This is a genomic window from Lentisalinibacter salinarum (assembly GCF_040706555.1).
GTDB lineage: Bacteria > Pseudomonadota > Gammaproteobacteria > Steroidobacterales > Woeseiaceae > Lentisalinibacter > Lentisalinibacter salinarum.
This window is the reverse complement of sequence record NZ_JAPDRH010000003.1, coordinates 484378-506709: the sequence shown is the minus strand read 5'-3', so window position 1 is coordinate 506709 and position 22332 is coordinate 484378. Positions and strand designations below refer to the sequence as shown.

17 protein-coding genes and 1 pseudogene are annotated in these 22332 nt (G+C 65.9%); 6 read left to right on the top strand and 12 right to left on the bottom strand.

Annotated features, from left to right (window positions below):
• Positions 1–72 precede the first annotated feature (72 nt).
• A pseudogene (locus ACJMKZ_RS12900) lies at positions 73–1359 on the top strand (MFS transporter); the annotation flags it as partial.
• Here the strand turns inward: ACJMKZ_RS12900 and ACJMKZ_RS12895 are convergent.
• The 7 genes from ACJMKZ_RS12895 to ACJMKZ_RS12865 form a co-directional block, all read right to left on the bottom strand.
• Positions 1286–3307 carry a transglutaminase TgpA family protein gene (locus ACJMKZ_RS12895; protein WP_405233611.1) on the bottom strand — a complete coding sequence of 674 codons (2022 nt, stop codon included), beginning with the start codon at positions 3305–3307 and terminating at the stop codon, positions 1286–1288. The pseudogene ACJMKZ_RS12900 and the gene ACJMKZ_RS12895 overlap by 74 nt on opposite strands.
• A complete protein-coding gene (locus tag ACJMKZ_RS12890) occupies positions 3297–4328 on the bottom strand; it encodes a DUF58 domain-containing protein (protein WP_405233610.1) in 1032 nt (343 codons plus the stop codon). Before ACJMKZ_RS12890 ends, ACJMKZ_RS12895 begins: the two co-directional genes overlap by 11 nt.
• Complete coding sequence (locus tag ACJMKZ_RS12885) at positions 4300–5265, bottom strand: AAA family ATPase (protein WP_405233609.1); 966 nt, start codon at positions 5263–5265, stop codon at positions 4300–4302. The genes ACJMKZ_RS12890 and ACJMKZ_RS12885 overlap by 29 nt, the downstream gene beginning before the upstream one ends.
• A 101-nt stretch (positions 5266–5366) precedes the next feature.
• A complete protein-coding gene (locus tag ACJMKZ_RS12880; protein WP_405234164.1) occupies positions 5367–8123 on the bottom strand; it encodes a valine--tRNA ligase in 2757 nt (918 codons plus the stop codon).
• A 73-nt stretch (positions 8124–8196) separates the two neighbouring features.
• The gene (locus ACJMKZ_RS12875) at positions 8197–8487 is read right to left on the bottom strand and encodes a hypothetical protein (RefSeq protein WP_405233608.1); all 291 of its coding nucleotides are present in this window, start codon (positions 8485–8487) and stop codon (positions 8197–8199) included.
• 76 nt (positions 8488–8563) lie between these two features.
• On the bottom strand, positions 8564–8992 hold the full coding sequence (locus ACJMKZ_RS12870) for a DNA polymerase III subunit chi (protein ID WP_405233607.1): 429 nt from the start codon (positions 8990–8992) through the stop codon (positions 8564–8566).
• A gap of 8 nt (positions 8993–9000) precedes the next feature.
• Complete coding sequence (locus ACJMKZ_RS12865) at positions 9001–10500, bottom strand: leucyl aminopeptidase (protein WP_405233606.1); 1500 nt, start codon at positions 10498–10500, stop codon at positions 9001–9003.
• Between the two features lie 223 nt (positions 10501–10723).
• Between ACJMKZ_RS12865 and lptF the strand changes: the two genes are divergently transcribed.
• Entirely contained in the window at positions 10724–11812 is a 1089-nt protein-coding gene (lptF, locus tag ACJMKZ_RS12860; RefSeq protein ID WP_405233605.1) for an LPS export ABC transporter permease LptF, read from the top strand.
• Positions 11809–12876: an LPS export ABC transporter permease LptG gene (gene lptG, locus ACJMKZ_RS12855; protein WP_405233604.1), complete on the top strand. Its 1068-nt coding sequence runs from the start codon at positions 11809–11811 to the stop codon at positions 12874–12876. The genes lptF and lptG overlap by 4 nt, the downstream gene beginning before the upstream one ends.
• A 29-nt stretch (positions 12877–12905) precedes the next feature.
• Here lptG and ACJMKZ_RS12850 read toward each other — a convergent pair whose 3' ends face one another.
• From ACJMKZ_RS12850 to ACJMKZ_RS12840, 3 genes are read right to left on the bottom strand one after another with little or no spacing between them, the layout of a single operon-like run.
• Positions 12906–13346, bottom strand: a complete 441-nt coding sequence (locus ACJMKZ_RS12850) for an RDD family protein (protein WP_405233603.1) — start codon at positions 13344–13346, stop codon at positions 12906–12908.
• Complete coding sequence (locus ACJMKZ_RS12845) at positions 13343–14266, bottom strand: aldo/keto reductase (RefSeq protein ID WP_405233602.1); 924 nt, start codon at positions 14264–14266, stop codon at positions 13343–13345. The genes ACJMKZ_RS12850 and ACJMKZ_RS12845 overlap by 4 nt, the downstream gene beginning before the upstream one ends.
• Positions 14263–15618 (bottom strand): NTP/NDP exchange transporter, encoded by a 1356-nt coding sequence (locus tag ACJMKZ_RS12840; RefSeq protein ID WP_405233601.1) that lies wholly within the window; start codon positions 15616–15618, stop codon positions 14263–14265. The genes ACJMKZ_RS12845 and ACJMKZ_RS12840 overlap by 4 nt, the downstream gene beginning before the upstream one ends.
• Positions 15619–15853: 235 nt before the next feature.
• Here ACJMKZ_RS12840 and ACJMKZ_RS12835 point away from each other — a divergent pair, with 235 nt between their 5' ends.
• On the top strand, positions 15854–17215 hold the full coding sequence (locus ACJMKZ_RS12835; protein WP_405233600.1) for a DUF6538 domain-containing protein: 1362 nt from the start codon (positions 15854–15856) through the stop codon (positions 17213–17215).
• A 72-nt stretch (positions 17216–17287) separates the two neighbouring features.
• Here ACJMKZ_RS12835 and ACJMKZ_RS12830 read toward each other — a convergent pair whose 3' ends face one another.
• Complete coding sequence (locus ACJMKZ_RS12830) at positions 17288–17713, bottom strand: hypothetical protein (protein WP_405233599.1); 426 nt, start codon at positions 17711–17713, stop codon at positions 17288–17290.
• A 166-nt stretch (positions 17714–17879) separates the two neighbouring features.
• Here ACJMKZ_RS12830 and ACJMKZ_RS12825 point away from each other — a divergent pair, with 166 nt between their 5' ends.
• Positions 17880–18827: a hypothetical protein gene (locus ACJMKZ_RS12825; RefSeq protein WP_405233598.1), complete on the top strand. Its 948-nt coding sequence runs from the start codon at positions 17880–17882 to the stop codon at positions 18825–18827.
• 330 nt (positions 18828–19157) lie between these two features.
• Here the strand turns inward: ACJMKZ_RS12825 and ACJMKZ_RS12820 are convergent, their stop codons facing one another.
• A complete protein-coding gene (locus ACJMKZ_RS12820; RefSeq protein ID WP_405233597.1) occupies positions 19158–21038 on the bottom strand; it encodes an ATP-binding protein in 1881 nt (626 codons plus the stop codon).
• A 659-nt stretch (positions 21039–21697) separates the two neighbouring features.
• On the opposite strand from ACJMKZ_RS12820, the gene ACJMKZ_RS12815 reads away from it, so the two are divergent.
• Positions 21698–22279, top strand: a complete 582-nt coding sequence (locus ACJMKZ_RS12815) for a hypothetical protein (RefSeq protein ID WP_405233596.1) — start codon at positions 21698–21700, stop codon at positions 22277–22279.
• Positions 22280–22332: the final 53 nt, after the last annotated feature.

The following is a 22332-nucleotide window of genomic DNA, read 5'->3' as shown; positions in this document are numbered from 1 at the left end:
GCCTGACATGACGGTGGAGATGACCATGGAGATGACCATGGCAACGACGACTGCGCCAGCCCCCAGCCGGACGGTGACCGGCCCGTGACGCATCGCCTCTTGCGCAAGCCCGTACTCGCCTGGGCCTTCTACGACTGGGCCAATTCCGCTTTCGCCCTTACCGTGCTGGCGGTGCTGTTCCCGATCTTCCTGGGCGAGTACTGGAGTTCCGGCGATGTGGGCGCGGACGTCACCTTCCGTCTCGCCGTGACCAGCGGTGCCGCGAGCCTCATCGTCGCCGTGCTGGCGCCGGTGCTCGGCGCCATCTCCGACCGTGGCGGCACGCGGAAGAAATTCCTCATGGGCTTCGCCCTGCTCGGTATCGTCATGACCGGCGGGCTCTACTTCGTGGCCGAGGGTGCCTGGCCGGTGGCGATCGGCCTGTACCTGCTGGCCTCGGTCGGCTTCTACAGCGCCAATTCGTTCTACGACTCCCTCATCCACAACGTCGCCAAACGCGGCGAGTTCGAGTCGGTCTCGGCCTTCGGCTTCGCGCTCGGCTATTTCGGCAGCGCGATGCTGCTCGCGCTGAACACCTGGATGGTGCGCGATCCGGGCACCTTCGGCCTGGCCGGACCGGACGTCGCGGTGCGGGTCGCCTTCCTGATGGTGGCCGTCTGGTGGGCGATATTCACGATCCCGCTGCTGCTCTACGTGGAGGAACGGAAACCGCCCGAGAAGCCCGTGGCGGGTGCGGTGCGCGAGGGCTATCGCCAGCTCGTCGAGACCTTTCGCGAGATCCGCCGCTACCGCCACGTGTTCCTGTTCCTGATCGCTTTCTGGCTGTACATCGACGGGGTGCACACGATGATCCAGATGGCGACGAACTTCGGACAGCGGCTCGGCTTCTCCAGCGCCGACCTGATCACCGCACTGCTGGTCACCAATTTCGTCGGTTTCCCGGCGACGCTGTTCTACGGCTGGCTCGGCGAGAAGATCGGCGCGAAGCGCGGCATCTACATCGCCCTGACCGTCTACATCGGCGTGAGCGTCTGGGCGTTCTACCTGGAGCACGTCTGGCAGTTCTATGCCATGGCCATCATGATCGGCACGGTGCAGGGCGGCGTGCAGAGCATGAGCCGGGCCTACTACGCGGCGATGGTGCCGCCGGACAAGGCCGCCGAGTTCTTCGGCTTCTACAACATGATCGGCAAGTTCGCCGCGGTGCTCGGGCCGTTCCTGGTGGCGGTCACGAGCAGCGTGAGCGACAGCCCCAAGGCGGTGATCCTCGCCATCGTGCCCCTGTTCATCGTCGGCGCCGCGCTGCTCTCGCGCGTACATCCGCCCAGACGCCGCGAAGTGGAGACCAGTGTGGTCTGACGGCGGCGGCGAGTTCGTCCGCCCGCGGACGGCCGGCGTAGCGGGTGTCGAGGTAGAGGGCGGTGACCCGGCGTATGTCTCCCGCGAGGGCAGGCAGCGCGGCCGAGGCCCGCTCCGCGTACCCCAGCGGCGGCTCGCCGGGACCCCGCGGGATGCCCGTGGCCCGCACGAATCGCCGGTACAGCCGTTCCGCCCGGTCCGGCCCCGGCCGGCGGTGACGCCAGGCGAGCCAGCCGGCGAGCCCCGCGAGCAGCAGGGCCATGACGGCGACCAGCCACGCGACCATCCGCCGCCAGTCCGGGCGCTCCATGCCGAGCCAGCGCAGGAATTCCTCCTGGGTGGACGGTCCGTAGCCCAGCACCCACTCGTCCCAGCGGGCGTTGGTGAGATCCCAGTAGAAGCGCATGGTCTCCACGAAATCGGCGCGCCAGAAGCGGTCCGCGACGCCGAACTCGGTGGAGTCCAGCGCGTCGTAGAGACCGGACTCGATGCGCTGGGGGGCCACTGCGGCGGTGGGGTCCACCCTCACCCAGCCGTCGTCCTGGAACCAGACCTCCGTCCAGGCATGGGCGTCGGACTGGCGGACGATGTAGTAGGGGTCCTCCGTCTCCAGCGGATTCAGCTCGCCCCCCTGGTAGCCGGCGACGACGCGGGCCGGTATGCCGGCGGCGCGCATGAGGGTGGCGAACGAGGTCGCGTAGTGTTCGCAGAAGCCGCGCCGGCTGGAGAACAGGAATTCGTCGGCGGCGTCCCGGCCCAGCGCCGGGGGCGACAGCGTGTAGTAGAAGGGCTCCGCGCGAAACCAGGCCAGCACCCGGCGGACGTAGTCCCGGTCGCTCGCCGCGCGAGACCTCAACTCCGTCGCGAATTCGCGTGTGCGCGGGTTGGTGCCGTCCGGCAGCCGCGTCATGAAGTTCCGATAGCCATCGCTCAGCGCCGGCTCCAGGGCCGCCTCGGGCAGCGACGTGGCGCTGTAGACCAGTTGCCGGTCTACGGGCCGGGAGCGCGCCACCTCGTGGCGACGGGTCAGGTACGCGCCTTCCGCGTCCACGTCGTAGGGGCGCTCCAGCAGGAACAGGTAGCGCTGGCTGGTGGGATCCAGCCGGACCCGGTAGCGCAGCGCCTCCCCTGCCGGCTCGATGAGGGTCTCCGCCTGCGGATATCTCAAAACCTGCTGGGCGCTCCAGGTGCGGCCGTTCAGTACCTGGTCCATGACGATGCCGCGCCAGTAGCGCTCCGACGGCGGCGGCACATCGCCGTCGAACCAGACCCGGAACGCGCGGGCGTCGGAGCGGCCGAGGCTGGTGATGTCGCCGGGGCTCATCTGATCGCTCAGGCCCGTGACCGCGCTGCCCTGCTCGTTGGGGATGGCCCAGAACGGCCCCGGCACCCGGGGGAACAGCACCCAGAAAACGAGCATCAGCGGCAACGCATGCATCAGCAGGCGGCCGGCGCCGCGGATCGCGAGGCGCGGCGCCAGCGCGGCGCCCGAGCGCCCGGCGTTCAGCCATGCGGCCGTGATGACGAACACGGATGCGAACAGATACGGCAGGGTCCACAGGAACTGCTCGCGCAGCAGCGTGGCCAGCACCAGGAAGAAGGCGATGAACAGGAGCACGAACTGGTCCCGCCGCGTGCGCGTCTCCAGCAGCTTCAGCGACGCCATGAGCACCAGCAGCGCCGTGCCGGGGCCCACGCCGTTGATGCCGCCGTAAGCGAACAGCACGGCCAGGAAGCCGCCGAAGGCGAGCGCGATCCGGAATCCGCGCCACGGAAGCGGCCATCGGCGCACTTCCACGATCCAGCGCCACAGCCCGCAACCGAAGGCCGGCAGCAGCACCCAGGCGGGCAGTTCGGCGGCATGGGGGATGACGGCCAGCAGCAGCGCCGACAGCGTCCACGGCAGCGTATCGAGCAGCCGCCCGTCGCTGCGCCGGTCAGCTTTCACGGGCGGCCTCCGGCTCGTCGGACCGATACAGTGCCAGCGCGTCGAGGCAGCGGCGCCGGTGACTGCCGCCACGCGAGGGCTCGACGGTCTCGCTGCCGAGGCGCAGGCCGTAGTGGCGCCCGCCGTTCTCGGCATCCAGGATCCAGCGGCACAGCACCGAGAGCCTCGCTTCCAGGTCCCGGCCCGGCGCGTCACGGAGATCGAGCCAGGCGAGCGCCGCCGTCGCGCCCGCGAACCGCTTCGACTTGAGCTCGCCGGTGCGCGCGTAGGTCTTCCAGGCGACGTGGCGGGGCGGATCGCCGGCGTGGAAGTCGCGCAGGCCGGCGAAGTCGTCGTCGCCCTGCTCGGAGGCCCGCCGGCGGCCGCGGCTGGCGGCGCCGGCCGGTGGTGGCGGCGGCGCGTCGGCCGGCTGCGGCCACACCAGGCAGCCGGCATCGGCGTGGATCCAGACCCAGGCCCGGAACAGGGTCAGCGGGTGAGTCGTGCGCACCCCGTAACGCTCGAGGCGGAGGCGGCCACGCCGTTCGGTCGGGACCCGCACCTCGGCGACGGCGTGTCCGCCCGCCGCTACGTCCACGCGGGGCGAGGAGGCCTCGCCGGCGTAGACGCCGAGCTCGTAGCGGGGCGCCTGCCCGTCGTTGCCCAGGTTGAAGCGCAGGCGGGCCTCCGCGCCGGCGAATACCGGTTCCGCGCCGGCGAAGGCCACGCCGAGTCCTGCGAGGTTACGGTGGCAGTGGTGCATGGCCACGAGGCCCAGTGCCGCCAGCAGGAAGGTCAGTGCGAAACCCATGCTGTTGTTGTAGTTCATGGAGCCCAGCAGCATGGCGAACGTCATCAGGCCGTAGGTGACGCCCACGCCGGTCGGCAGGATGTAGATGCGCCTCGAGGCGAGCCGCACTGGAACCGGGTCCGCGCCCTGGCGGCGCCGCGCCCAGCGCGCGGCCCATTCCGCGGCCGCCTCCCGGGGACGGCGCCAGCCGCGCCGCAGCGCCTCAGGGGATAGCGACGGACTCGAGGACATGGCGGCCGATCTCCTCCGGGCGGCGGCGGCGGTCGAGTTCATCCGTCGTCAGCCGGTGTGCGGCCACGGCCGTGAACACGGCCTGAACATCGTCCGGGAATACGGCCTCGCGACCCTCCACCAGCGCGATGGCGCGGGCGGCCCGGGTCAGCGCGATGGCTCCGCGGGGCGACAGGCCGGCCGGGAAGTCGCCGGATTCGCGGGTGTAGCGCACCAGCGCCTGGATGTAGTCGATCAACGGCTCGCTGACCTTGACGGCGTCCACCGCCCGCTGCAGCCGGACGACGTCGTCCGGGCCCAGCACCGGCTCCAGCTCGGCCAGCGCCACCCGCGTGTCGTGTCCGGCGAGGAGCCGCCTTTCGGCCGCCTCGTCCGGGTAGCCGAGTTCGATGCGCATGAGGAACCGGTCGAGCTGGGACTCGGGCAGGGGGAAGGTCCCGATCTGGTTGCCCGGGTTCTGGGTGGCGACCACGAAGAACGGCTCCGGCAGCGTGTGGCTCGCGCCATCCACCGTGACCTGACCCTCCTGCATCGCCTCGAGCAGCGCGCTCTGGGCCTTCGGCGTCGCCCGGTTGACCTCGTCCGCCAGCACCAGCTGGGAGAATACAGGCCCCGGATGGAAGTCGAAGCGCCCGTCCTCGGGCCGGTAGATGGACACACCCACGATATCGGCCGGGAGCATGTCGCTCGTGAACTGGATGCGTTGATAGGTGAGGCCGAGCACTCGGGCCAGGGCATGGGCCAGGGTCGTCTTGCCCACGCCGGGCAGGTCCTCGATCAGCAGATGGCCGCGGGCGATCACGCAGGCCAGCGCCAGCCTGAGCTGCGGGCCCTTGCCCAGGATGATGGAGTCGAGCGAGGCCAGCGCCGATGTCAGTGCATCGCCTGTCCCGTCGTCGATTGCGCTGTCCTTCTCGAGCACGTTCCCGATGTGCATCCGGCCTTCTCCTTCACGACGCCGCCGTTATGTTGACCCGTCGCGGCGCGGATTGCACCCGCCTGGCCGCCGGAATGTGACCGGATACTCAGATTGCGCCGTCAACCGAGCCGGTCCAGGCGGCCGAGCTGTTCGCGGATCTGATCGAGCTGGCGGCAGAACTCGGCCTGGCGTTCCCGCTCCCTGGCGACCACCTCGGCCGGGGCATTGTCCACGAAGCGGGGATTGGCGAGCTTGGCCTCGGCCCGGGAGAGCTCGGCCTCCACCTTCTTCGCCTGTTTGCCGAGTCGCTGGCGCTCCGCGTCAACGTCTATGAGTCCGGCCATGGGCACGTAGATCCTCATGTCACCGAGGAGCGCAGTGGCGGACGGCGGCGCTTCTGCATCGTCGTCCAGGAAGTCGACGGACGCGATGCGCCCCACCTCCCGCACCAGCCGGCCATGGCGCTCGAGCAGACGCCGGTCTTCCTCGCCGGCGCCTTGCAGCAGCACGGGCAGCCGGCGACCGGGCGCGATGTCCATCTCGCCGCGGATGCGTCTAACGCCCAGGATGAAGCCCTGCACCCACTCCATCTCCGTCTCCGCGGCCGGATCGATGTCGTCGGTATCCGCCCGGGGGAAGGGCCGGGTCATCACCGTCTCACCGTCCTGCCCGGCGCGCGGCGCGACCCGCAGCCAGATCTCCTCGGTGATGAAGGGCATCAGGGGATGGATGAGCCGGAGCAGCGTCTCCAGCGTCTCGATCAGCGTGCGCCGCGTACCCCGTTTTTCGGCCTCGCCGGCGTCGTCGGACTGCAGCACCGGCTTCGACAGCTCCAGGTACCAGTCGCAGAACTCGTGCCAGGTGAACTCGTAGATGACCTGAGCGGCCAGGTCCAGCCGGTAGGCGGCAAACTGCTCGTGGACGGTGGCAATCGTGCGCGCGAGTCGGGAACGAATCCAGCGATCGGCGGCGGAGAGCACCTCCTCGCCGTCATCGAGGTCCTCGGTAGCCATAAGCACGTAACGAGAGGCGTTCCAGAGCTTGTTGCAGAAGTTCCGGTAGCCCTCGATACGGCCGAGGTCGAAGCGGATGTCCCGGCCTGTCGTGGCGAGTGCGGCGAAGGTGAACCTGAGCGCGTCGGCGCCATATTCCGGGATGCCGTCCGGGAATTGCTGGCGGGTGGATTTCTCGATCTTCGGCGCGAGATGGGGCTGCATCAGGCCGCGGGTGCGCTTGGCGATCAGCGTCTCGAGGTCCACGCCGTCGATGAGGTCCAGCGGATCGAGCACGTTGCCCTTGGACTTGGACATCTTCTGCCCGTCCTGGTCGCGGATCAGGCCGTGGATGTAGACCTCGCGGAACGGTACCTCGCCAGTGAACTTCAGGCCCAGCATGATCATGCGCGCGACCCAGAAGAAGATGATGTCGAAGCCGGTGACCAGCACGGACGTCGGGTAGAAGGTCGTCAGCTCCCCGGTGTCCTCCGGCCAGCCCAGCGTGCTGAACGGCCACAGGCCCGACGAGAACCAGGTGTCCAGCACGTCCTCGTCCTGCGCGAGCGGCAAGGAGGCGTCCAGGCCGTGCTTCTCGCGCACCTCTGCCTCGTTGCGGCCGACGTAGAGCTTGCCCTCGGCGTCGTACCAGGCGGGGATGCGGTGGCCCCACCACAGCTGTCGACTGATGCACCAGTCCTGGATCTTGTGCATCCAGTCGTAGTAGGTCTTGTCCCAGTTCGCGGGGACGAAGCGGATGTCGCCCTGCTCGACGGCGCGGATGGCCGGCTTCGCCAGCGGCTCGATGGCCACGTACCACTGGTCGGTGAGATAGGGCTCCACCACCGCGCCGGTGCGGTCGCCGCGGGGCACCATCAGCTTGTGGTCGTCGGTCTTCGCGAGCAGGCCGGCGGCGTCCATGTCGGCGACCACCCGCTCGCGTGCCTCGAAGCGGTCGAGATCCCGGTAGGCGGTTGGCACGGCGTCGTTCATGCGGGCGTCGTCGGTGAGCACGTTGATGATCTCGAGGCCGTGCCGCTGGCCGATCTCGTAGTCGTTGAAGTCGTGGGCGGGCGTGATCTTCACGCAGCCGGAGCCGAACTCCGGATCCACGTATTCGTCCGCGATCACCGGGATGCGTCGCTCCGCCAGCGGCAGCAGGACCTCCTTGCCGACGAGGTGGCGATAGCGCTCGTCCTCCGGGTGCACCGCCACGGCGGTGTCGCCGAGCATCGTCTCGGGCCGGGTGGTAGCCACGGTCACGTGCCCGTCGCCGTCGGCCAGCGGATAACGGAAATGCCAGAGGTGTCCGGATTCCTCCTCGCTCAGCACCTCCAGGTCGGACAGCGCGGTGTGCAGCACCGGGTCCCAGTTGACGAGCCGCTTGCCGCGGTAGATCAGGCCTTCGTCGTAGAGGCGCACGAATACCTCGGTGACGGCCTCCGACAGCCCCTCGTCCATGGTGAAGCGCTCCCGGGACCAGTCCACGGAGGCGCCGAGGCGGGCGAGCTGCTCGGAGATGTTGCCGCCGGACTCCGCCTTCCATTGCCAGACGCGCTCCACGAAAGCCTCGCGGCCGAGGTCGTGGCGGGTGAGCCCCTCGGCGTTGAGCTGGCGCTCCACCACCATCTGGGTGGCGATGCCGGCGTGGTCCATGCCGGGCTGCCACAGGGTGCGCCGGCCGCACATGCGGTGGTAGCGGGTCAGGGCGTCCATGATCGTGTCCTGGAACGCGTGGCCCATGTGCAGCGTGCCGGTGACGTTCGGCGGCGGGATCATGATGCAGTACGAATCGCCGTCGCCGGCGGGCTCGAACCATCCGTTCTCCCGCCACCGCCGGTAATGCTTCATCTCGATATCGCCGGGGCGATAGGCCTTGTCCATGCTCATTGCTCTCGCGCCGGCGCCTGCGCGCCGGTTGTTCTCGTCGTTCATAGTGCCGGGTCGGGCGTCCCTGTCAGGACGACTCCTCGAAGTGCTCGCCGAAATGCTCGCGGATGATCCGCGCCACCAGTTCCGGCAGCTCGGCACGCAGCCGGTTCGACACCTGCTCGAACATCGCCGCCTCCATCTCCTGGAATGCGGTGTGCAGCAGACGGTCCGTGAGGTCGAGGCTGGCGGAGGCGAGCCGGACCTCGAGTTCCGCCAGCGCCGCCTCGTCGATGCCGGCCGGTCCGGCCTCTTCGATACCGCTCGGTTCCGCCTCCGCGATGGCGGCGGTCCGGGCCGGTTCGACCTCGTCGACCACCGTCGTCAGGGTCGGTATATCGTCGTCGCCGGTATCGTGGATGTCGTCCGGATTGCTGATGGTCCGCTCCGCGCTGTCAGCCGATCTCGTGGGTCTCGAGAGGATAGCCTTTCTCGCGATAGAAGATAAATCGGCGCCGGGCCTCGGAGCGGGTCTGCTCGTCGCCGCCGACCAGCTCCGCGATGCGGGGCAGCTCCAGCGCGAAACCGGGCACGCCGGCGGACAGGTTGATCAGGAGGTCCGCGGCCTCCGGCGCGGCTTCGCCGTAACCGACGGTCACCGGGGCGCCGCTCTCGTTCGGCAGCCTCTCGTGGGGCAGAAAGCTGCCGTCGCGGAATGTCCAGAGCAGCTCGTCGAGTGCCTCGGCCGCGGCCGGGTCGTCGGCGTGCAGGTGCACACGGTGCTCGAGACGGTAGGCCTTCTCGGCCAGACGGCAGGCGAAGCGCCGGCGCGCGTCTTCGCCGCCGGCGGCTAGGATATAGAAATCGACCCGCGGCGCGGACACGGCGCCCGTCAGTCCCGGGCGCCGGCGCGCTCGATGAGGTAGTCCACCAGCAGCGGCACGGGCCGCCCGCTCGCGCCCTTGCGATTGCCCGAGCGCCAGGCGGTGCCGGCGACGTCCAGGTGCGCCCAGGTGGCGTCCCGGGTGAATTTCCCCAGGAAGCACGCCGCCGTGATGGCGCCGCCCTCGCGGCCGCCCACGTTGGCGAAGTCCGCGAAATTGCTTTTCAGCTGCTTCTCGTAGTCCTCGCCCATGGGCAGGCGCCAGGCGGTGTCGTCCGCACGTCGGCCGGCTGCCAGCAGTTCCTCCGCCAGTCCGTCGTCGTTCGCCATCAGGCCGCTGTTGTGGTTGCCGAGAGCGATCACGCAGGCGCCGGTGAGTGTGGCCACGTCGATCAGCGCAGCGGGCTCGTAGCGCTGGGCATAGGTCAGCGCGTCGCAGAGGATCAGGCGGCCCTCGGCGTCCGTATTCAGTATCTCGATGGTCTTGCCCGACATGCTCTTGACGATGTCACCCGGCCGCGTCGCCCGGCCGCTGGGCATGTTCTCGCAGGTCGGCACGAGCACCATGAGATTGACCGGCAGCTTCATCGCCGCCACGCTCTGCATGGTGCCGATCACGGCGGCGGCACCGCACATGTCGAACTTCATCTCGTCCATGGCGGGCGCCGGCTTCAGCGAGATGCCGCCGGTATCGAAGGTGATGCCCTTGCCGACCAGGACGATGGGCGGCTCGTCGTCGGCGCCGCCCTGGTAATTCATGACGATGAGCTTGGCCGGCTCCTCGGCGCCCGCCGTGACCGACAGCAACGCACCCATGCCGAGGCGCTCCATGTCCTTCTCTTCCAGCACCTCGACGCTCAGCGGGCGGTACTGTTTCGCCAGCCGGCCGGCCTCTTCTGCCAGATAGCCCGGCGTGCAGACATTGGCGGGCAGATTGCCGAGCTCCCGCGCCAGGTCCATGCCGCGGACGATCGCCTGGCCGTGCCGGGCGCCTTCCAGCGCGGCGTCGCCGTCGGCCTTGGAATCCACGCCGAAGCCGAGCTTCTTCAGCTTCAGGCCGCCGTCCCGGCTGCTCGACTTCAGCTTCGTGAAGCGGTACAGACGGTCGCCGAGGGTCTGCGCGGCGTAGCGCGCCAGGTAGTATGCATCGGTGTCGGCGACCTTGTCCCGGTGCAGATAGGAGACGGCCTCCGTCACGCCGGTGGAGGACAGCGCGCCGAAGGCGGCGTCCAGCGCCTTGCGATACTGACGGACGCCGAACTCGCTCTTCTTGCCCAGCCCGACGACGAGCACGCGCTTGCACTTCACCTTCGCCGGCGCAGGGATGAGACTGGCCTGACCCAGCTTGCCCGAGATGTCGCCGGATTTCTTCAGCTTGCCCAGCAGGCCGCCGCTGCCCTCGTCGATCTCGCCGGCGCCGGCGTCGAAGGCGCCGTTCGCGTACAGGCCGACGATGGCGCATTCGGTCGCGCGTTTCGCGGCGTCGCCGCTGGTGGTGAAATATTCCATGGATGAACCTCGGTGCAGCGTCCTTGCGCTCCTTCCCCGGAGTCGCCGGGCCTGGCCCTCGCTTGACTCCGTGGTGCAGCGCACCGGATCATGCAGTTTCTTTTTGTGTGCCGGGAGCTTAGGGCACGTCGCCGTGCCGGCGCGCTCTGCGGGAAAGGCGGGATTCTAGCCCAATTGTGGCGCTGAAGTTAAGCGGAGCCCTGGTCGGCAGGATGTCAGTGCGATGAAGATTCTCGATCGCTACGTGTTGCGCGAAGCGGCCCGCACCTGGGCTGCGGTCACGGCCGTGCTGCTTTTCATCCTGCTCAGCAACCAGTTCGCGCGGGTCCTGGGGGACGCTGCCAAGGACAAGCTGCCGCGGGATGCCGTGTTCAGCGTCATCGGTCTGACCGCGCTGCAGTATCTGACCATCCTGATCCCGTTCGGTCTTTTCCTGGCCATCATGCTGGCGCTCGCGCGGCTGTACCGGGACAGCGAGATGCCGGCCATGATGGCCTGCCGCATGGGCCCTGGCGCGATGTACCGCCCGCTCGCCTGGCTGGCCGTGCCGCTGGCGCTGCTGGTGGGCTGGCTGTCGCTGGATCTCGGGCCGCGCGCGCTGCGCGAGGTGCAGCGTATCGCCACCGTCGCCGAACAGCAGGTGGATCTCAGCGCCATCGAGCCCGGACGCTTCACCAGCGCCGGCCAGGGAGACGCGGTCATCTATGCCGAGCGGGTGGACCGGGACGGTTCGCTGACCAACGTCTTCCTGCAGCGCCGGACGGGCGGCGCGCTGGAGGTGGTGCTGGCAGAAAAGGGCAGTCAGCGTCCCTCGGCCGATCCGGGCACGCGTTACATCGTCCTGGAGAACGGCCGGCGCTACGAGGGCAGGCCGGGCGAGCACCAGTTCCGCATCGTGGAGTTCGCCGAACACGGTATCCCGTACAAGGTGCCGGCGCCCCGCGAGCCGGATTTCGATGCCGAGGCGCGCAGCACCGACGAACTGCTGGCCTCGGACGACCTGCAGGCCGCCGCGGAGCTGCAGTGGCGGGTCTCGGTGCCCATCTCGGCGCTGCTGCTCGCCTTCCTGGCGGTGCCGCTGGCAAAGAGCCGTCCCCGCCAGGGCCGTTACGGCAAGATGCTCGCAGGTGTGCTGGTCTACTTCATCTATTTCAACCTGCTCGGCGCCGCCCAGGTCTGGGTGGAGCAGGGTGAGCTTGCGCCCGCCCTCGGCATGTGGTGGGTGCATGCGCTCATATTTCTGCTGGGCATCGCATTGCTGGGAGCGCAGAACGGGTGGTTCTGGCGGCTGTTGCCGAGGCGGCGGGCATGAAGGTATTCACGCTCTACCTCGTGCGCTCCGTGGTCGCGACGACCCTGATCGTCGTCGCGGTGTTGCTCGCCCTGGCCGGTTTCTTCGAGTTCATCGCCCAGCTCGACGATACCTCGGTGGGCCGCTACGACACCTGGGACGCGGCCGTCTACACTCTGCTGCGCCTGCCCCTGCTGGCCGTGCAGATGCTGCCGGTGGCAACCCTGCTGGGTGCCATGCTGGGCCTCGGCACACTCGCCAGCCACAGCGAGCTGGTGGTCATGCGTGCCTCCGGCGTCTCCCACTACCGGCTGGCCGGCTCCGTGGCAGTGGCCGGCGCGCTGATCATGCTGGGCACGGTCGTGCTGGGCGAGTATCTCGCGCCGCCGCTGGACCAGTTCGCGCGCAAGTATCGCAGCGTGGCGAAGAACGAGGAGGCGGGCCTGACCGGCGGGCGCAGCACCTGGGTGCGCGACGGCAGCACCATCTTCAACGTGGAACGCATCAGCAGGGAGTTCGAATTCGGCGGCGTCTACCTGTTCGAGCTGGGCCCTGACAGGCGGCTCGCCTCGATCAGCCACGCCGACAACGCTGGCCTGGATGCCGAGGAGCGCTGGGTATTCGAGAACTTCGCCCGCACCCGCTTCACCGACGAGGGGGCGACGGCGAGTCGACAGCCGCGCACCGTGGAGAACTACGGGGTGGATGCCGAGGTCCTGGGCATCGCGGTGGTCAAACCCGGCAGTCTGTCCGTGCGCGGCCTGCTGAGTTATATCGGCTACCTGAAGAAGAACGAGCTGGACGCGACCACCTATCAGACCGAGCTCTGGAACCGGGTCGCCTCGACGCTGACCATTACGCTGATGCCGGTGCTCGCCATCGGCTTCGTGTTCGGCTCCCTGCGCAGCGCCGGCGCGGGCGGGCGACTGATGGTGGGAGTGCTGATCGGGCTCGCCTATTTCCTCGCCAGCCGCATGCTGGCCAACACCGGGGTGGTGTTCAATCTGAATCCCGCGGTACTCGCCTGGCTGCCGACGATGGCCCTGCTGGCGGTCACGGCATTCGTGCTGTCACGAGTGCGCTGAGCCGCGCCGGCCTGGCGCCTGTTCAGGCCCTAGCGGAGTTTCACCGATCGCACCAGCTTCGTGTCCGACAGGCGGTCGTGCCAGGCCAGGCCGTCGCGGTCGACGAGCGACCAGAGAAAGCCGGCGCCGCCGGGCAGCCAGGACAGCACCGCAGCGCCGGCACGCAGCGTCGCCCGACGCACGGTCACGGGCCCGCCGTCGCGGCTCACGACCATGATGCGCCAGGACTTCATGCCCAGCGTCTCCGCGCCCCGGACCCAGAAGAAGACGAAATAGCCACCGACGATGGCCAGCAGCCAGAGCCGATACCAGGTCGTATGGGCGGGTATCGCCTCGCCGGCGTTCAGCACGACCAGCGGCAGGGTGCCGAGGAAGACCAGGGCCAGCACGAGCAGGCTGTCGTAGAGGATCGCGGCGAGGCGCAGCAGCAGGCCGACGGGCTCGTCACCGGCCGGTACGGCACGGCTCACAGCGATTCGATGAATGAAACCATGCGCCGGCGCAGGGCGGCGTCGGGCAGCGGGCCGGTGCCGGCACCGAGGTTGTCCCGCATGTGTCTCGGCTTCGAGGTACCCGGAATGACGCAGGTCACCGCGGGATGCGCGAGCACGTACTTCAGGAAGAACTGGCCCCAGCTCTCGATGCGGGCTTCCAGGGCCCACTCCGGGACGTCGCGGCCGCGCACGGCGCGGAACAGATCGCCGTCCTCGAAGGCACGATTCACGATGACTGCCACGCCCCGGTCGGCGGCCAGCGGCAGCAGCCTGTCCTCGGCGGCGCGGGTCACGACGGAGTAGTTCAGCTGCACGAAGTCGGGACGCTCCGCCTCGATGACGTCGGCCAGATCGTCGTGCTCGCTCACCCGGTAATGAGTGATGCCCGAGTAGCGAATGCGGCCGGCCTCCCTGAGTTCGCGGATGCTTCTGAGCTGGGTGCGGGTGTCCACGAGGTTGTGGACCTGCATAAGGTCGATCGTCTCGGTGCGCAGCAGCCGGAACGACTCCTCCATCTGGGCGAGGCCCTCCTCACGGCCGCGGGTCCACACCTTGGTGGCGTAGAAGAGCCGGTCCCGCACGCCCAGGTCCTCCACCACGCGGCCGACCACGTCCTCCGCCTGTCCGTACATCGGCGAGGTGTCGATGACGGAGGCGCCGCGATCCAGCATCAGGTTGACTATCTCCCGGCGGGTGGCGAGGTTCTCCGCCGTCGGCTCCACGTCGAAGACCCCTGAGGTGCCCAGTCCAACGACCGGCAGCAACTCGCCCGAGGCCGGGATCTTCCGCCGCATCACGGCCTCGTCGGCCGCCAGCAGGCCGGGGGCAAGCAGGCGGCCGCCGGCGGCGGCGCCCATCGCGATCAGTTCCCGGCGGTTCACTGTCCATTCGCTCATGTCGGTGTCTCCGTTATCGCTCTCTCGTCCCTCAGTCGCCGATCATAACGCGTGCGGTAGCCTCGCCCGAGGGCGAACGCCACGCCGAGCCAGGCGGCGCAGACGCCGATGACCATGGCCAGGATCGCCGAGAGACCGGCACCGGCCGCCTGCAGGCCGCCGATGATCTGGGCGGACAGCGCGTCGCCGCCCCGGTAGACGACGGTGTCGATGAAATTCTTGGCCTTGTACTTGGCCGCGCGGGAGACGACGGTGAACAGGACCTCCTTGGCCGGGCCGGCGATGCCGTAGTTCATGGCCCGGCGCACCACCTGCAGCGCCAGTACGACGCCCAGCACCGGCGTCACCGCCAGCGCGAGGAAGCCGGCGATGCTGACGGCCGGCAGCAGCGCGAGGGTGACGCCCAGCCCGAACCGGCGCATCACCCGGCCGACCACGAGCCCCTGGGCCAGCAGCGCCAGCACGTTCACACTCAGGTCCACGAGCGCGAACACCCGGGTGCGCTGGTTGGAATCGGCGAAGGCCTGCTCGAGGAACTGGGCCTGAAAGATGTACAGCGCGGTGCCGGCGAAGACCGCCAGCAGCATCATCGCCGAGACGCCCGCGAGATACGGGCGGCGCAGGGTCAGCGAGATGCCCTCCAGCACGCCGCCGCCCAGCGCCTCGTCCGTGTGAGCCCGCCCGTGCCGGGGCTGGGCGTGGGCCCAGCTGCGCAGCCGCAGGATGCACACGACGGTGAATGTGAGCAATCCGGCGGAGATGAGCAGCATCTGCTGATAGCCGATCTGAGCGACCAGCAGCGCGGTGAGCGTCGGGCCGGCGAGGGCGCCCACGCTGCCGCCGGCGGCGACGATGCCGAACAGCCGCTTCGCCTGGTCCCGGTCGTAGAGGTCCGCCATGAAGCTCCAGAACACGGACACGACGAACAGGTTGAACACGCTCAGCCAGACGAAGAAGGCCCGTGCCACCCAGACGGCGTATTCGCCGGCGCTCGCGAAGGCGAGGTAGAACAGGACCAGGTTGGCCGCGCAGAACAGGTTCACCCAGGGCAGGAAGCGCGCCCGCGGCCAGCGTCCCGTCACGAAGCCGAACAGGGGCACCACGGCCAGCATGGAGACGAACGTGGCCAGGAACAGCCAGCGGATATTCTCGGTGCCGCCGAGGATGGCCATCTCGTCGCGGATGGGCCGCAGCAGGTAGTAGCTGCAGAGCAGCGTGAAGAAGTAGAGAAAGGACCAGACGACCGCGCTGCGCTCCCGGGGTTCGAGCGCGAACAGACGTTTCAGGAGGGAGGCGTCCCGGCCGTCGCCAGCCGGAATCTCGTCATCCCGATTCTCGTCATCGCCAGTCAAGGACGGCTCCCGCGGGGCAGGCGTCGCTCCGGGAACGTGGCGGGGTGGGTGAGCCGCATCGACTGATCCTGTGAGGCCACGACCGGTGAGGCACCGGGTGCCTCGGAGGGGGGCAGGTTGGCACTCCCTAGGGGAAGGTTACCAAACTGTCCCTAAAGTCCTGAACCCTTGCCAATCCTAGCTTTCAGCCCGTAGGCTGTACCACAAAATTGGTTCACAGCCATGGAGGGAAGGCATGGACACGAGGTACCTAAAGCGGCGCGGTAATCGCTGGTACGTCCGCGTGCGGGTCCCGTCTGACGTCATTGAGCACCTCGGCGAGTTCTACACGAAGGCCACCGGCGAGTCCGACCTTCGGAAAGCCCGCCAGCGACGCCACGCGATACTGGCAGACTTCTACGACGAGGTCGAGCGAGCGCGAGCGGGGAAGGGTGTGCCCGAGGTAGAGATCGCCAGGCGGTACTATGAGGACCTCCGCGTCATCGCCCAGGAGCCCGACCCGGAGACTCGGGAAAACCTAAAGCTGGTCCTGGCGGAGGTCATGGAGACCCAGCTGGCCAAGCTCGGCGGCCGTGACGAAGAAGGCCACCCGATCGCCGCCCACCCGGAGACCGACCGGATCATCCGCGAGGCTCACGGGTCGAAGGGCGGCAGGGAGTCAACGCTGAGCCGCGCCGTAAAGGACTACCTCGACCACATCGAGGGGCAGGTCCGACATGCGACATGGACCGAGAAGAAGAGTGTCTTGGACTCCATGGTCGGCTTCTTCGAGCCCGGGTTCCGGGTTGCCGACTTCGACAAGGCGGCCGCCTCCAAGTACGTCCGGGATCACCTACTGCCATCCGGGAAGGCGCCCCGGACAGTCCGCAAGCAGGCCAGCATCACGTCCGCCTTCCTGGGCTGGGCCGAGGCCGCGGACCTGGTCGAGGTGAACCCGATGCCGGCGATCAACAAGCTGCTGCCCAAGGTCCCTCGCGGCCAGGCACGACGGGCGTGGGAGCCGGAGGAGGTGCTGAAGGTGCTGGAGACCTTCGAGGAGCGCGGGAAGCGCCTGTGGAGCCGATACTTCTCCATCCTCCTGTACACCGGTGCCAGAGCCGGGGAGATCGCCGAGCTGCGCACAGAGGACGCCCAGGACGGCATCCTGCGCATCTACGAAGATCGAGAGGCCGGCCGCCATGTGAAGACCGAGTCCTCGGTCAGGAACGTGCCCATCCATCCGGTCATCCAGCCGGTCATCGACGCGATGCGCGAGGAAAGCACCGACGACTTTCTCTTACCGGGGCTACGGCGGGCGAAGTCGCGGGACGGCTCACGGGCACACACTATCGGTAACAAGATGATGCAGGTCGTCCGTGAAAAGGCGAAGGTCACCGACCCGAAGCTAGTGCTACACGGTCTTCGGAACACCTGGGAGACGGCTGCCGGCCGCGCCGGAGTGTCGAAGGAGATGCGCGACTTTATCACCGGCCACAAGGCGCAGGATGTAGCGACTGTCCACTACTACGGCGGGCCCGCTATGGAGCAGTTGGAGAAGGCTATCCGGAAGGTCTCTTTCGGACCCGAGGTAGATGCATACGTGAAGAAGCTGGCCTAACGTCGGCTCAATTTTTGGCACCCTTACTTGGTGAAATGCCGTGGGTTGCCCTGCTGTTCGTACACCCGAGGCTCATCCATTCCAGTTCATCAGCAACCCGACGAGGAACGCCAAGGCTGGCAGGACGAGATGCTGGAGCCTCCACCTTGACCGTTCTTCTCGTCTCACCCTGTCGTCTAGTTCGCCCCGCACCAGAGAAGCCACCAGCGCCGGGAACGCGTCCTCGGTGACTTTCGGCGGCTTCGGGAGACCTAAGTCGGCGGGATCCAGAGTTCCATCCTTCAAGGCCTCTAAGTCGTGCCTGCCGAGCTGCGTGAGCATCTCCACAAGCTCCCCCGTGTTTACGCCGGCGACTGCATCAATGGCGGCACTGAAAGTCGCCACGGAGGAGGGTACGATGTGGAGCCTGAGACCCTTAAGCCTGTAAGGTCCTTTGATCGTGCGTCCCTGCAGGTACCCGTGCGTGCCTGGTTCGTCCTTCGGCTTGTCGTCACCCATGGATCAGATGGTAGCACCGGGTCTACGTGGGGCTGCATATATCTCGGCTGCGCTCGCGCCATTGGCGTCAGGTATGATGTCGACTTTTGACCCGAAGCGGTAATTTACAAGCACGTCGTTGTTGTCATTCTTTTTGTTCTGGCATGAGTCACTAACTCAATAAGACATGCAGATCGGGAAAGAAAAGCTGGCCTACGCGATCAGCGGGCTGTGGGGCCTGATTTCTCTTCCTATGTCGGAAGCGATCTACGACGATGTTATCGACCAGTCCGGGTTGCTAATACGTCTGTTTGCGCTTTTGCTTGTTCTTGCTCCGATCTGGATTGTTTTCGGGTGGCGATGGTTAACGAATAATCGTCCTATGCGTTGGTGGTTCTGGCTCGCCGGAATCGCCATTGGCGTGTTCTCCAGCATTTACATCGAAGATCAATCCTACAGCGGCAACTTGCCTCTAATTCCCCTTGCCGGAATTGTGGTATTTCTGATTTTGGTCTGGAATTTCGAGCGCGGTGGAATGCTGTGGTGGCGGAGGAAGTCACTTGATCAAGTGTTGCCGGATCGGGCCGAATTTCAGACCGGAGTCCGCTCCCTTTCGAAGCTCACGGAAGAAATCGCTAACGATATACATGACGAACTTTGTCGGCTGGCTCCGAATCTGAAGCTGCCGATCCCGATACATCAGACGGATGCTCTTTCTTGCGCTTACGGGCTAGTGTTCTTGAACTTAGACGAGCACGGCTTCAATCAGAAAGGCTCGAAACTCATCGCTGTCTTTTCAGGTTACAAGAGCACGATGATCACGAGCTACATCTCGATCTCAACGCCAAAAATACCGGGAATAGGTGGTTTGACCGCTGCGGAGATGAAAAAGCCTGAGATACGCAATCCCGCGAGGGAGTTATTGGAGATGAAAGAAGAAGCTGCCGACACTGTACGCGATAATCTTTCCCGAAATGCAACGTACCCTTTCTATCCCTTTTACGATGGAATGCGGCTTTACGTTGGAAAAGATGCAACCGCGTCCGAGTTGAACGCTACGTTCGATTCCGTGTTTTCGAAATGGAACAGCAAAGCAAAGCGAGGAGTCGTATCCCTTCTTAGTCAGATGGCCTGATTTGGTCTCTCACCTGGCCGGCTGCTCTTGGCCGAAAGCGGCGGACTAAACGCTTGCCGGTGCTTCTGACTGCGCTGTACTGACCTACGCGAGGTCATCGGCAGTTCCGCCTCCGGAGAACCACCCATCGGTGCCCCTCGTCGTCACACCACCGGATCGACGAGGGGTACACATTACTGCTAATCACGCCGTAACGTTTCCAGATGGGTGTAATCGGTTACGGTTCGGTCGGAGGGTTTGGCCTGTTTCTGCGACAGGGCGTCCGGAGATGGCGGGAAAGCGCCAGCAGGATTATGCCGACGCTTTCCCGCCTCGTACCACCGATTATTTCTAGGCGGCGCTACTCCGCTTGCGACTGAGTTCACTGCCGAGTTCGCGGCGAATCTTCTCTACGATAAAGAAACGGCCCATCATCGCTGCGGTCAGCGCAGATGGCTGCAAAGCCTCGCGAACCAAGTCCTTCGTCCACACTTTGCCATCTTCGAGGTTTCGCACCGTGCTAACGACCTCGATAAGCTGCATTTCAGACCAGTCCTTCATTACCTCAACGATCTTGGCGAGGATCTTCTCGTCGCCGCTAGCTTCGAATTCGTTCGCGAATGAATTGACAACATCACGGAAGCCTCGGAAATCCTCATTCGCCTTAATGATGCTGCCTGTCAGTTCATCTCCCTGAATCTCTGCAGCAACATCGATTAACTCATCTTCCGCCCGTAGACCGTTCCGGATTGAAACCCATTCAACGGAAGGGAGATCTGGCTTATCGAGCACAGCAACTACCGGTTCGCCGCCGCTATCTAGCAGCTCAGCGAGATAGTCATCTCCACGGCGCCCACCGCGTCCGCCTCGTGATGAACGCTCTCTCGCAGCCGGGTTTGTTCCGCTCCTCGGTGTTCCCCCTGTAACCTCGCTATCAGCGCGAAGCTCTCCCGAGGGATCTCGTCTAAAGCGCGAAGGTCTCATTAATTCGCGGATTCGTTCCAGTCGCTTCAGAATCCGTTCACGACGGTCCGGATCGTCGTTCTTGTCCGCAGCATTAATGATGTCTTCCATCATCTTTTGAATGGGGGTGGGCATCTTTGCCTTAAATTCCTCGGCCCAAACTTCCCACCACCCCGCGACTTCCGGATCCTCGCCGTCGATGAGGATACGGCTTCGCCCGGTATCCGCGTAAATAGATAACTCCCCTTCTTTTGGTTCGACGTATAGAACGATGTTCTCGGCGCCGAAGATGATTCCGAAGTGAGCCATTTGTCGCCGACCGCTGTTGCCCGTCTTGGTGACATAGACCTCATCCTGAAACACGAGGCCGACATGGCCCGGTCCCAGTGCGCGAGGATTCAGAGACCGATCAACCTTCTTGCCGTCCTTGAACAGCCACCAGTAGATCCGTGCGCCGTCCACGCTCACTGCGCCGCTCTGGCTCGAGTGCTTGTCGAGCAGCGCCTTCTCGCCTGTGATGGTTTCGAAGTTGAACGTCTTGTCTGAAGAGTCAGGTTCTGAGAGCGGCCACTCGTCTGGATTCTTGCGGAGGTTCCGCACCTGGATGCGAATATTCGGGGGTACGCGGAAGTACCGCGTATTAAGATACTTATACAGCCAGTTCGTCTCACCGCCTGGTGCATCTTTGGGTTTGCCGCACGTGTTCTCGTCGTCGTCATTGCCGAGCAACACGACTTTAGTACCGCTCCCCGCGATGATGGGGGGCTTGGCTTTTTCGCTAATGGTGGGTGCGTAGCTTACAGAATCCTCCCAGTAGAACGGCTTTAAACCGTAGACAGCTTCATCGTCATCGAGGTGCAGTTGCACCATGTGTCCGGCTCCGCCTTTCCATGATTGGTAGACGAGGCCAAGGCGATTGTGATGCAACGCCGTTATCTTGGCGCCCACGCCGAAATTTCGATCCAGGCTCTGGCTTTGATTCGCGCCTTGGACGGCGAGGCTATTCAGATACTCGACCATCTCCTCGTCGCTCATGCCATCGCCGTTGTCGATAACCGCGAGCTTGTACTTGCCCTTGGAAACTCCGTTCCAGTCGACATCCCAGCGAATTAGACCGATGCCCTCATCGCCGGCTTTCTGCCGCCGAAGGATTGCCTCGATGGAATTCTGGGTGAGTTCGCGGACTTGCTGAAGGGGGGACGTGTCGGCCGCGAGACGATCAAGAAGGAACGCCTCGTTGGCCACACGCATTGCACGTGTGCCACTCATGATTTTTCCTCTCAACTACAAGGGGGTTTCTACCCCGTGGTACTTGGTGCTTGTCGTTCCTTCGATCGGTGGTGCGGCGCACGAGCGACCGAATTCAGACAAGCAATGGGAGTATGGCAGATGCCGGGGAGTTCGACCAGCGCGTGTCACTAAGCTTTGCCGGCAATTCGACACGGACACTAGATTCTGAGTGCGTCGCAAACCTGATTATTACTGAGGTTTCAGCGTTTCCGCTATCCCAAAAAGTGGCGGCGTGGTACCAGATCGGTCTCTCTGGTGCCCCTCTCCCCGAAAAGGCGGAACGACACCTGTAAGTCCCTGATTCTAGGCGGCTGATATTTAGGTAGGGCTATCGGTAGACCTCCCCCTAGACGACGGCTCCCCGAGCCGGGGAACGCCGCCCCTAAGTCACTGAGTCTAGGTGGCCGAATTTTAGGTGTGGCTATCGGAGTACCACCCCGTGCATGTCCTCCCCGAATTAGGTGTTGCAACAGGTGTAACCCCCCTGCATCGAGCGGCTTTCCCGCTCCCCAGTTTTCCGCTGGGTCTCCGCTCTGTGGAACGCCAACGCCGGCCAGTTGGAATCCCCCCCAGCTGGCCGGCTGCGGCACCTCCCCAGAATACGAGGCCCAACATCCACGCCAACCCAGGAGACCCACATGGCGAACGCTACTTTCCTTCAGTACCACGAGGGCGACGAAAAGCCCGACGCGACCACGGCCGAACGCCTGGCCGACAGCTGGAACGCTCTGCCGAAGAGCGTCCGGGATCAAATCCACAGCATGAATGACCTCCCAGCCGACTACGGCGACAAGGTGAACGCCCTGCACGGCAGCGGCGACGACGGCGAAGGCATCATGCGAGCCACGGCCGACGAAGATGGCAACATCACCGTCGAGAACGCTGGCGCAGCCGGAAGCAACCGCGTGGTCGCCGGTGCAACGCCGGAGCAGATGGCGCTGCAGCATCATGCCCGCGACATCAATCGCATGGTCGACGAGCTGGAGGCTCTGCCGGACCCCTCGACGCCGAAGGGCACCCAGCTGCGGGCCCAGATCGAGCGAGCCCGTGAGGCCTTCTTCGCCGGCCAGCGCCAGCAACGCAAACAGCGTGAGCTGGACATGCAGGTGTACGAAGCCGACCAGCGGGCCGCCCTCGAGAACGCCCAAGGTGCACTCGAGGAACGCGGCGGGACCATCGAGCGGACCTCCCGCGGCACCCGCCTGCAGTTCTCGAGTTGATCGAGTAGCGGCTCCGCGGCGACCGCGGTCTACCACCCCAAGTCTGATCGCCG